Source organism: Microterricola gilva (genome assembly GCF_004217495.1).
Classification (GTDB): Bacteria; Actinomycetota; Actinomycetes; order Actinomycetales; family Microbacteriaceae; genus Microterricola; species Microterricola gilva.
This window is the reverse complement of record NZ_SHLC01000001.1, coordinates 2,752,158-2,763,611: the sequence shown is the minus strand read 5'-3', so window position 1 is coordinate 2,763,611 and position 11,454 is coordinate 2,752,158. Positions and strand designations below refer to the sequence as shown.

Annotated in this window: 9 protein-coding genes; 4 read left to right on the top strand and 5 right to left on the bottom strand. The window is 69.8% G+C overall.

Annotated features, from left to right (window positions below; translation table 11 throughout):
* Position 1: 1 nt before the first annotated feature.
* Positions 2-862 carry an ABC transporter ATP-binding protein gene (locus EV379_RS12865; protein ID WP_130507466.1) on the top strand — a complete coding sequence of 287 codons (861 nt, stop codon included), beginning with the start codon at positions 2-4 and terminating at the stop codon, positions 860-862.
* A complete protein-coding gene (locus EV379_RS12860) occupies positions 859-3,207 on the top strand; it encodes an arylsulfatase (RefSeq protein ID WP_130506488.1) in 2,349 nt (782 codons plus the stop codon). The genes EV379_RS12865 and EV379_RS12860 overlap by 4 nt, the downstream gene beginning before the upstream one ends.
* A 70-nt stretch (positions 3,208-3,277) precedes the next feature.
* Here the strand turns inward: EV379_RS12860 and EV379_RS12855 are convergent, their stop codons facing one another.
* Positions 3,278-4,690, bottom strand: coding sequence for an aldehyde dehydrogenase family protein (locus EV379_RS12855; RefSeq protein WP_130506487.1), 1,413 nt, complete (start codon positions 4,688-4,690; stop codon positions 3,278-3,280).
* Positions 4,691-4,859: 169 nt separating this feature from the next.
* On the opposite strand from EV379_RS12855, the gene EV379_RS12850 reads away from it, so the two are divergent.
* Together EV379_RS12850 and EV379_RS12845 are read left to right on the top strand one after the other, a co-directional pair.
* The gene (locus tag EV379_RS12850) at positions 4,860-6,458 is read left to right on the top strand and encodes a GMC family oxidoreductase (protein ID WP_130507465.1); all 1,599 of its coding nucleotides are present in this window, start codon (positions 4,860-4,862) and stop codon (positions 6,456-6,458) included.
* An 18-nt stretch (positions 6,459-6,476) separates the two neighbouring features.
* Positions 6,477-7,298 carry a GNAT family N-acetyltransferase gene (locus tag EV379_RS12845; protein ID WP_130506486.1) on the top strand — a complete coding sequence of 274 codons (822 nt, stop codon included), beginning with the start codon at positions 6,477-6,479 and terminating at the stop codon, positions 7,296-7,298.
* On the opposite strand, the gene EV379_RS12840 is transcribed toward EV379_RS12845, so the two are convergent.
* Genes EV379_RS12840 through EV379_RS12825 form a run of 4 tightly spaced genes read right to left on the bottom strand, consistent with a single transcriptional unit; the run spans position 7,246 to position 11,451 of the window.
* On the bottom strand, positions 7,246-8,487 hold the full coding sequence (locus tag EV379_RS12840) for a multidrug effflux MFS transporter (protein ID WP_242616362.1): 1,242 nt from the start codon (positions 8,485-8,487) through the stop codon (positions 7,246-7,248). The genes EV379_RS12845 and EV379_RS12840 overlap by 53 nt on opposite strands.
* Positions 8,484-9,470: an alpha/beta hydrolase gene (locus tag EV379_RS12835; RefSeq protein ID WP_130506485.1), complete on the bottom strand. Its 987-nt coding sequence runs from the start codon at positions 9,468-9,470 to the stop codon at positions 8,484-8,486. Before EV379_RS12835 ends, EV379_RS12840 begins: the two co-directional genes overlap by 4 nt.
* A complete protein-coding gene (locus tag EV379_RS12830) occupies positions 9,467-10,480 on the bottom strand; it encodes an alpha/beta hydrolase (RefSeq protein ID WP_242616361.1) in 1,014 nt (337 codons plus the stop codon). Before EV379_RS12830 ends, EV379_RS12835 begins: the two co-directional genes overlap by 4 nt.
* Positions 10,477-11,451: an aldo/keto reductase gene (locus tag EV379_RS12825; protein ID WP_130506484.1), complete on the bottom strand. Its 975-nt coding sequence runs from the start codon at positions 11,449-11,451 to the stop codon at positions 10,477-10,479. Before EV379_RS12825 ends, EV379_RS12830 begins: the two co-directional genes overlap by 4 nt.
* Positions 11,452-11,454 lie beyond the last annotated feature (3 nt).

Below are 11,454 nucleotides of genomic sequence, written 5' to 3'. Positions count from 1 at the left end.
AGTGACCACCCCACCCGTCGCCGCGGCTGCTCGGCCGCTGCTCACGGTCGACAATCTCGTGGTGGACTACGGCCGGGCCGGTGCGAAGGGCACGTTTCGGGCGCTGAGCGATGTCTCGATCGACATCGGCGCCGGAGAGTGCCTCGGCCTCGTCGGGGAGAGCGGCTCCGGCAAGTCGACGCTCGGCAAGGCCATCCTCGGGCTCACTCCCGTTTCCAGCGGCACGATCACCTTCGCCGGCGAGGACATCACGAACGCCAGGGGTGCCGCGCGGCGGGCGCTGGCCAGCAGCATTCAGGTCGTCTTCCAAGATCCCTATGGGTCGCTCGATCCCACCATGACGATCGGAGACATTCTGGCGGAGCCGCTGACGGCATCCGGAACCGGAAAGAAGGCCGCCGCCGCGGCCGTCGCCGAGATGATCGACAGAGTCAGCCTGCCGTCGAGCGTGATCACCCGCTACCCGAGTGAGTTCTCCGGCGGGCAGCGCCAACGGATTGCGATCGCTCGTGCACTCGTGCGACGGCCACGCCTGATCGTCTGTGACGAGCCGGTCTCCGCTCTCGACCTCACAACGCAGGCGACGATTCTCGACCTGTTCATCGAGCTGCAGCGGGACACCGGGGTGTCTTACCTGTTCGTGTCGCACGACCTCGGTGTCGTGCGCCGGGTGTGCCACCGTGTTGCGGTGATGTACCGCGGAGAGATTGTTGAGACCGGCGACGGCGAAGAGGTGACGCGTGCTCCGCAGCACCCGTACAGTCAGCGCCTGCTGATGGCATCGCCCGTGGCCGACCCGGCGGGGCAGGCCCAACGTCGACAGGCCTGGTTGAACCTCCGGCAGAGTGCGATGGTGCCATGACCGTGGGGCACGCGGGCGACCGAGGTGGCGCACCGACGTTCAGCCGTGGCTATGAGGGGTTCGGCGGGACCGTCGGCGAGCTCGCAAGTCAGTCGGTTCCCTCCTGGCCCGCGCCCCGGCGCGCCAGGGACGGCGCTCCCAATGTGGTCGTCGTTCTCGTCGACGACATGGGCTTCAGCGACATATCGCCGTTCGGTGCAGAGATCGACACCCCGGCGATTCAGGAGCTGGCAGAGGCCGGCTACCGCCTGACGAATTACCACAGCACACCGCTCTGCTCGCCATCGCGAGCAGCATTGATGACCGGTCTCAACCCGCACAGGGCCGGATTCGGATCGGTCGTGCACATGGACCCCGGCTACCCGGGCTACCAGATGGAGATCGCGAGCGATGTGCCGACTCTCGCGGAATCGTTCCGGGCCGGCGGCTATGCGACCTTCATGGTCGGCAAATGGCACCTCAGCAAAGAGGCCAACATGCACGACGGCGCCGACAAGAGTTCGTGGCCGGTGCAACGCGGTTTCGACCGCTACTTCGGATCAATGGATGGCTTCACCACGCTGTTCCACCCGCACCGGCTGATCTCTGACAATTCCCCGTTCGATGGCCGGCGCGACTCCGAAGAGGACTACCTCACGGACGGACTCACCGACCGGGCGATCGGGATGCTCACGGGCCTGCGCGCGAATGACCCGGACAAGCCCTTCTTCCTCTACTTCGCCCACCATGCGGTGCATGGGCCGGTGCAGGCCAAGGCCGCCGACATCGAGAAGTACCGCGGCATGTACGACGCCGGCTGGGATCACGTGCGCGCTGAGCGATTCCGGCGCCAGATCGCCTCTGGGCTGTTCCCCGATTCAGTCGAGATGTCGGCATCCGGTCCGGTGGAGACCATGGGCGTACCGGCCTGGGAGGATGTTCCCCTCCACAAGAAGCAGCTCTTCGCCCGCCACATGGAGGTGTACGCGGCTGCGGTCGACGCCGTCGACCAGAGCGTGGCCCGGCTGGTCGAACAGCTCAAGAGCATGGGCGAGTACGAGAACACGATCATCGTTTTCACCAGCGACAACGGAGCCACCGGCGAAGGCGGCGTGAACGGCACGCGAAGCTACTTCAGCCAGTTCGTGCACCTGGCCGGGTTGCCTGAGGATTGGGCCGGCGATGTGCCACGCAAGCTCGAACTGATGGGCGGCCCGCAGGTCCATGGGCACTACCCGCGCGGCTGGGCACATGTGTCGAACACACCCTTCCGCTATTACAAGGGGCACAGCTATGCGGGCGGAGTGCACGTGCCGTTGCTGATCTCCTGGCCGGCCGGCCTGGCACGGCACGATGCAGACCACGGTGTGCGTGATCAGTACGCCTATGTGACGGATATCGGGCCTACCATTCTGGCTCTCGCGGGGATCGAACGGCTGGGAACACTGGGTGGGGCGCCGGTGAAGGAGCTTGACGGTGTTTCATTCGACGGCTTCCTCCGTGACCGCACCGCAGCCAGCCTCCATCGCTCGCAGTATGTCGAATGTGGGGGGCAACGCGGCTACTTCGAGGACGAGCTGAAGATCGTCTCGCCCCATCTGCCGGGAACTCCGTTCACGGAAGACGGCTGGGAACTCTACGACGTCAGCGTCGACCCGGCCGAGACGCGCAACCTCGCTGCGGAACGTCCGGACACCGTGCGTGAGCTTGCCGCGAAGTGGAATCAAGCGGCCTGGCGGAACACCGTCTTCCCGATGGATGACACCGGCATCACCTATCGCATGCGTCCGTCGACCGAGTCGCCGCTCTCCGCCCCCGTCACCCTCCACACGGGGACGCCGACCCTCGAGCGCTTCCGATCAAGCAAACTCACGGCCCTTCGTTCGTTCGTCATCACGAGCTCACTCGAATATCGGGGTGGCGACGAGGGCGTGATCGTCTCGCACGGCGACCAAGGCGGCGGCTATCTCGCGTGCATCGAGAACGGTGCCATCACCGTCTGTTACAACGCGTACGGGAACATGACGCGGGCGTCGGCCGTCCTGCCCGCCGAAGGGCTGCTCGCCCTCGAGCTCCGGTTCGCCGCGCTTCCAGAGATGAAGTGGAAGATCACCGCGCGGCTGAACGGCGACGCTCTTCTTGACCTGGATCCGATGCCCCAGTTGCTCGGCATGGCACCATTCACCGGCATCAGCGTCGGAGTCGATTCGGGCGGCCCCGTCGACTGGCAGCTGCACGAGCGACGGGGGGAGTTCGCGTACTCCGGCCGTCTGCACTGGGTGCGATACGAGCCGGGAGAGAAGGCCGCCTACAACCCGGAGATCATTGCCGACATCGCTGATGTCAGCGCAAGCCTGATCGAGTGAAGCGTCGGCGCGCGCTCTTTCACGTCGCGGTGCGAGGCGTGCGCACACGCCCAGGTCGTCCGGGTTGCCGCTAGCCGCTGACGACCTGCGGCTCGGCGACGGCCTTGAGACCCTCGACGCCGAACTCGCGGCCGTAGCCGGACTGCTTCGCTCCCCCGAACGGCACCATCGGGTGCAGACCGCCGTGCGAGTTGATCCACACGGTACCGGCCTGCAGGCGCGCCGCGATCTGGCGTGCCTGGTCGCGATCGGCGGACCACACGGAGGCGCCGAGCCCGAACTCGAGTTCGTTGGCGAGCCCGATCACCTCGTCGAGGTCGGTGTAGCGGATCACGGGCAGCGCAGGACCGAACTGCTCCTCGAGCACCAGGTCGTTGTGCGGGTCGATGTCGGCGACGATCGTGGCGGGGTAGAAGTTTCCGATCGCTCCGTGGTCGGGATCGCCGCCGAGGACGACGCGCGCGCCGGAGGCCTTCGCCGAGTCGACGAGCCGGGTGACGATGTCGTACTGGCCGCGGTTCTGCACCGGGCCGAGCACGTTTGCCTCGTCGAGGCCGACGCCCATCGGCATCGTCTTGGCGAAGGCGACGAGGTGCTCGAGTACCTCGTCATAGACCGCGTCGTGCACGTAGAGGCGCTTGAGCGCGGCACAGGTCTGGCCCGTGTTGATGAACGCACCCCAGAACAGGTCGGCGGCGATGGCCGCGGCATCCACATCGGGCAGCACGATGCCGGCGTCGTTGCCGCCGAGCTCGAGGGTGAGCCGCGTCACGTTGTTCGCGCTCGCCTCGATGATGCGCTTGCCGACGCCGGTCGAGCCGGTGAACATGATCTTGCCCACCCGCGGGCTCTTCGTGAGCGCGTCGCCGACGGTCCGGCCGGGGCCGGCCACCAGGTTCAGCACGCCCTCGGGGAGCACCTGGTTCATCACGGCGATGAGTGCGGCGCCGGAGAGGGTGGTGGTCTCTGCCGGCTTCGCGACGACGGTGTTGCCCATGCGCAGCGACGGCGCGATCTGCCAGATGGAGATCATCATCGGCCAGTTCCAGGGCGCGATGGCGCCGACGACGCCGATCGGGCGGTAGTGCAGCTCAGCGTAGTTCTCGCCGTCATCGACGATCACCTCTACCGGGAGGGGGGTGTCTGCCGCGGTACGCAGCCAAACGGCGCATGCACCAACCTCGAAGCGCGCGTTCGGGCCGTTCAGCGGCTTACCCTGCTCGCGGGAGAGCAGCTCGGCGAGCGGTTCGGCGGCGGCCTCGATGGCGTCCGCCGCACGGTGCAGGTAGCGGCTGCGCTCCTCGTCGGCCAGGGCGGCCCAGCTGGGCTGCGCGGCCACGGCGCGGTCGATCGCCGCCTCGAGATCGGCGACGTCCTGCACCGGAGCGGTGCCGATCAGTGCGCCGGTCGCGGGATCGTGGACCTCGCGTGTCGGTGCTTCCTGTGGCGTGATCGCCGCGAGAAGTGATTCGTAGGTGTGCATGGGTCCTCCACTGTGAGTCCGGTCTGCACCCACGATAGGTCGGCGTTCCCGCGTGGCATTGACCGATGCGGCACAGGAGTTGACGATGCGCGAAGAGAGCGCCAACGGTCGTACCCGTTGGGGCGCTGGAGGTGACATGGTCGGAGGGAACTTCAACGGAGAGGGCGTCATGTCAGGCACAGCAGCAGAGCACCGGGTACCACAGAGCGTGATCGTGGTGGGGGCGGGGTCGGCCGGATCGGTGATCGCCAGGCGCCTCGTGGACGCCGGCATCCCGGTGCACCTGCTCGAGGCGGGCGGCCAGGACAGCAACCCCGCCATCCACGACCCGAGTCGCATGGGCGAACTGTGGCACAGCCAGGACGACTGGGACTACTTCACGGTGCCGCAGCCGCACGCCGCCGGGCGCAGACTGCACCTTCCGCGTGGCAAGGTGCTCGGCGGTTCGCACGCGCTGAACGCGATGATCTGGGTGCGGTGCGCGCCGTCGGACTTCGACCACTGGGCCGCGCTCGGCAACGACGGCTGGGCCTGGGACGACGTGCTGCCGATCTACAAGCAGATCGAGGACTTCACCAGCCGCGTGCACCAGGACGACGCGGCCGACGCGCTGCACGGCCACGATGGCCTGCTCGACGTGACCGACGACTTCGAGCTCGAACCGATTCAGGCGGCGATCATCGACGCCGCGGTGCAGAGCGGGCTCGCGCACAACCTCGACTACAACGGCGAGAGCCTCGACGGGGTTTCGCAGCACCAGCTCACGATTCGGGACGGACAACGCCTCAACAGCTACATGGCCTACGTCAAGCCCGTCGCCGACTCCGAGCTGTTGACCATCAGCACCGGATGCCACGTGCACAGACTCCTCCTCGACACCGCCGCCGATGGCCAAGCCCCACGCGTGATCGGCGTGGAGTTCGAGCAGGACGGGGAGCTGCGCACGCTCGTCGCCGACGAGATCGTGCTGGCGGCCGGGGCCCTCGACTCCCCGCGTGTGCTGCTGCGCTCCGGCATCGGTCCGGCCGAGGAACTGGCCGCGCACGGCATCCCGTCGAGCGTCGACCTGCCTGGTGTCGGCAAGAACCTGCACGACCACTTCCTCGCCCCGGTGATCTTCTCGACCGAGCGCCCCATCGCCCCGCCGCACGCCGGCGTCTCGATCGCCCAATCGCACCTGTTCTGGAAGAGCCTGCCCGAGCTGGAGGTGCCGGACACGCAGCCGATCCACTTCAGCGTTCCGATGTACCAGGACGGCATGACGGGCCCGGATGCCGGCTTCTCGCTGATGGCGGGAATCGTCACGCCGAAGAGCAGGGGCGCACTCACGCTGAGCGGTCCGGGGTCGCACGACCCGCTGCTGATCGACCTGGCCACGCTCGAGGACGAGGATGACGTGCGCGCTCTCGTGGCCTCGGTGCGCCAGTGCCGCCAGATCGGACGCGAGCAGGCGCTCGCCGAGGGGTGGGGGGCGAGCGAGGTGTATCCGGCCGCCGAGATCGGCGGCGCTGACAACGACGACGAGGCTGCGCTGCGCGACTACGTGCGATCCCACGTCGTGACCTATCACCACCAGGTCGGCACCTGCGCCATGGGCGTCTCGGCGGCGGAGGGCGCCGTCGTCACGCCGCGCCTGCGCGTGCACGGCGTCGACGGTCTGCGCGTGGCCGACGCCTCGATCATGCCCCGCGTGACAACCGGCAACACCAACGCGCCCGCCGTGCTGATCGGCGAGCAGGCCGCCCGCTTCATCCTCGCGGGGGAGTAGCTCATCGCCGAGGCGCGCGTGTTCGGGACCGGTGCGGCGCGCATCACCGCGAGCTTTACTGTGCACACGCCAGAGGAACCCGAATGGAGCTACCGCTCACCGAACTATGCGCAGGTCGAGCTCGGCGACTGGCCGCACGGCTCGGGCGGGCGGGCCTTCGCGACGCTCTGCGACGCGGCGCGCGCCGCTGGCATCGCTCGGGTGAACGTCGAGGTCGCCGCATCCGATCGGCGCGCGGCGGACGAGCTCTCCGAAAGTGGGCTGCTGCCCGGCATCGTGTTCGCCGCGCGTGACCTCGCCGCCCCTGGCGCGGTCGAGCCACGCGGACTCGGGATCCGCCTGGCCGGCGTCGGTGACCGCGCGGCGCTCTCCGCCCTGGCCAGGGAGGAGGCGGTGTTCCAGGCCGCGAACACCGCGGCGGGAACCGCACTGGATCAGCCACCCGCCCTGTTCGACGGCATCGCCGATGGTTGGCTCGCGGCCGAGGACACGGTCGTGCTCATCGCCGAAACGGCCGAACGCGCGGAGGGGATCGTGGTGGTGCAGCTGAGCGTCGCCTCGGACGCCGAGCTCGGCCTTGGACTGCCGCGGCGCTTCGGCTACATCGCTGTGCTCAGTGTGACGGAATCGGCTCGGGGTCGCGGTGTCGGCGGAGCGCTCACCGCGCACGCATTGGCGTGGCTCGCCGCGGCCGGGACGCAGACGGTCGCGCTGCACTACGTCGTGGACAACCCCACATCGGTTCCGTTCTGGACGCGTCGCGGATTCGAACCGCTCACCATCACGTTCACGTGCGCATTGGATCCAGACTCTGGCGCCGGAGCAGCGATCGCACGATAGTCCAGGCGAGCGTCGCCGAGATGACCGTGGCGATCGCGATGGTCATCGACATGGCCAGGGCGGTCGCCCCACCGAGTGCCGCCAGGGGCGCGATCACCGGGCCAGCGACGAACATCGCGGTCCCGAGCAGGGCGGATGCCGTTCCCGCCCGTTCCGCGTGTCCGCCGAGCGCCAGCGTGGTGCCGTTCGGCCCGCCGATCCCCGCGCTGAACAGGAAGAGGCAGAGCGCGATCAGCACAGCGAGCACGCCGCCGCCCGCCAGCACCACGACCAGCAGCCCGACGGCGCTGACGGCGGCCACTGCCTGTCCGGTGAGGTAGGTGCGTGCCGGGCCATGGCGGCGCACGACGAGACGGCTGAGCTGGGAGCCGGCCATGTTCGCGAGCGCATTCACCGCGAACAGCAGGCTGAACTGCTGCGGCGAGAGACCGAACTCGTCTTGCAGAACGAAGCTCGACATCGACAGGTAGCTGAAGAACGCGACCCCTGCCGCCGCCGACGCGATCAGGATCATGAGGAACAGCCGGTCGCGGCTGAGCAGCCGGACGTGCGACGTGGTGGTCCGGAATCCGCCACTGTGCCGGTTCTCGGTCGGCAGCGTCTCACGCAGCCCGGCGAAGGCGAGCACGAAGATCGCGACGCCGACGCAGGCCAGCACGCCGAAGATGCCGCGCCAGTCCATGAACAGCGCGAGCTGACCGCCGACGATCGGTGCGACGATGGGAGCGGTGGCGCCCACCACGATGAGCAGGGAGAGCATGCGGGAGAGCTCGGCTCCGCTGTACAAGTCGCGAGCGATGGCGAGGCTGATGACGACACCGGCGGAGCCGGCGAGACCCTGCATCAGCCGTGCGAGCAGCAGCAGCTCGATGGTCGGTGCGAACACGCAGGCCAGCGAGAACAGTGCGAACAGCGCGATCCCGATGAGCAGGGGTCTGCGCCGCCCGAAGCGGTCACTGAGCGGGCCGGCGACGAGCTGGCCGAGCCCCAGCCCGATCATGCACACCGACATCGTGGCCTGGGCAAGCGCGTCGCTCGTGTCGAGCGACGCGGCCAGTTGCGGCAGCGTCGGCATGTAGAGGTCCATCGAGAGCGGGCCGAAGGCCTCGAGCGCGCCGAGCACGAGAACGCTGCGGCGCACGCTCATGATGCGCCCGCCCGTGGTCGGAGCGGGGGAAACGGCGGTCACGAGAGCCGGAGCGTTCGGCGGATCCAGCTGTCGCGTGCGGCGATGGCCGCCCGCGACGCGATCGCGTCGGGGGAGAAACCGGAGAAGCCGTGATACGCGCCGGCCCAGACGTGGAGCTCTGCCTGGCCACCGGTGGCCCAGATGCGCAGGGCGTAGTCGACGTCCTCGTCGCGGAACACCTCGGCGGCGCCGACCTCGATGTAGGCGGGCGGCAGCCCGCCGAGGTCGGCGGCCCGGGCCGGAGCGGCGTAGGGGGAGACGGCGTCGCTGTGCCGCAGCTCGCCGAGCAGGGCGGTCCATCCGGTGTCATTGTTGTTGCGGTCCCACGCGCCAAGACCGTCGTACTGCCGGCTGGAAACGGTGTCGTTGCGGTCGTCGAGCATCGGGCAGTTCAGCAGCTGCCCGGCCAGGGCCGGGCCGCCGCGGTCGCGGGCCAGCAGCGCCACGGCCGCCGAGAGCCCGCCGCCGGCACTGGCGCCGGAGACGAGGATGCGGGCGGGATCGACGCCGAGCTCGGCGGCGTGCGCGGCGAACCATTCGAGGGCCGCGTAGCAGTCCTCGGCGGGGGCCGTGCCGGGGTGCTCCGGGGCGAGCCGATATTCGACCGCCACGCCGACGACGCCGTACCGCAGGGCCAGCTCGATGAGCTCGCCCGTGCCGAAGAACCGGGTGCCGAGCACGAAGCCACCGCCGTGGATGCCGAGCACCCCCGGGGCGGGCGCGGCGGGGGCGCCGGGCTCCGGCCGCGCCCGCACGATCGTTATCTCGACGTCCGGGGCTCCGGCCGGCCCGGGGATCACCCTGTTCTCCCAGTCGACCGGGAGCTCGCCGACCTGGGCGGCCATCGGCGGGATGATCGTGGCGAAGTGCTCCCGGTTGGCGAGGATCGTGTGCTCGCGCAGCGGGATGCGCTCGACCAGATCGAGGAAGCCGGCCAGGCCGGCAACGAGCTCGGGGTCGTACGGGACGGGGGTCACTCTCATCGCTCGCCGCCGATCTGCAGGATGCGGCGCAGCCAGGAGTGCCGGGCGTCCAGCGCGGCCCTGGCCAGCTCGGACTCCGGCGCGTACATGTCGAAGCCGTGGAATCCGCCGGCCCAGATGTGCAGCTCGGCGTGGCCGCCGGTCGCCCAGATGCGGGTGGCGTAGTCGACGTCCTCGTCGCGGAACATCTCGGCGGCGCCCGCCTCGATGAACGCCGGCGGGAGCCCGCTGAGATCGGCGGCGCGGCTCGGGGCGGCATACGGCGAGGCTTCCGTGCTGCCGGCGAGCTCCTCGCCGAGCACGCAGCGCCAGGCCAGCAGGTTGGCGTCGCGCATCCAGGTGCCGATGCCGTCGTACTGGTGGCTGGCCACCGTGCTGTTCGTGTTGTCCAGCATCGGGCAGAGCAGCAGCTGGCCGGCCAGGGCTGGCCCTCCGCGGTCGCGGGCGAGCAGGGCGACGGCCGCGGAGAACCCGCCGCCGGCGCTGCCGCCCATCACGACGATGCGCGCCGGGTCCACCCCGAGCTCGCCCGCGTTCTCCGCCGTCCACGCGACCCCGGCGTAGCAGTCCTCGACGCCGGCCGGGAAGGGGTGCTCTGGGGCGAGGCGGTACTCCACGTTCACCGCGATGACGCCGAGCTCGAGCACGAGTTGGATGACGCGCTCGGACTCCCAGTGCCGGTGGCCGATGATCATGCCGCCGCCGTGGATGTTGACGAGGGCGGGCAGCGCGGCATCCGCCGCCGTGTGCCCGCGCGGCCGGAAGATGGTGACCTCGATGTCGGGGGCGCCGGCCGGGCCGGGGATCACCCGCTCCTCGGTGTCGACCGGGCGGTCGCCGATCGCCTCGACGGGGCCGGGGAACATCGTGGCCAGCCCGGGCCGGGTCGCCGGCAGCGTCTCCCAGCTGAGCGGGGGCTGCGGGGACGCCGCCATGAACTCGAGCACCGGCACGAGCTCGGGGTCGAACGGGACGGGGGTGACGCCGGTGGGCGTCGCGGCGGCGCTCACGGGCCCTCGGGGTCGACGATGCCGTTGTCGGCCCAGAACGGGGCGACACGGGTGCGGAGCTCGGCGGCGCCGACGCGCTCGACGAGCTGGATGGCCGCGATGTTCTGCTCGAGCTGCTCCAGGCGGGTCGCGCCGAACAGCGTCGTCGTGTTCGCGGGGTGGGTGAGCGTGAAGGCCACGGCGAGCTGGGCCGGCGTCGTCTCGAGCTCCTCGGCGAGGGCGGTGACGCCGGGGACCGAGGCGATGATGGCGGCCCGGATGTCACCGGGATCACGGCCGACCTCCCGGTCCGGGTTCACCTTGCCGGCGAGGATGCCGCCCTCCATCACGTCGGAGGCCTGCATCGTGATGCCCTGCTCCCAGAGCCGCGCGAACGGCGCCCCGTCGGGGATCGAGCGGCGGGACATGCTGTACTTCAGCTGCGTGATCTGCGGGCCGGGAACGCCCTCGGCGGCGGCGATGTCGATCAGCGCCTGAATGGTGCCGGCCGACCAGTTGTTCACGCCCCAGGCCCGGATGATGCCGGACGCCTGCAGCCCGGCGAGGTCCTGCACGAGGTCGCGCAGTTCCAGGTCGTCGCGGCGGAGGTCGCCGAGGATCACGAGGTCGGAGTAGTCGGTGCCGACGCGGAACAGCGCCCGCTCCAGCTGCGGCCGGAAGCCGTCTGGGCCGAAGCCCTCCAGCCAGAGCTTCTCGGAGAGCAGGTAGTCCTCGCGCTTGATGCCGGCCGCCCGGACGATGGCCGAGAACAGCACGTCGGTGAAGGCGGGCGGGCCGCCGGGGAAGGCGTAGACGCCGACGTCGAAGAGGTTGATGCCGCGCGCGTGCGCGGTGGCGACCAGCTCGACGGCGTCCTCGAAGTGCATCCGGTCGTAGGTGTGCCAGGAGCCGAGCGAGAGCACGGAGGCCTCGAGGCCGGAGGCGCCGATGGCCCGGCGGGGGATGGCCGGGGCGGAAACGGGTGTTGGCATGGG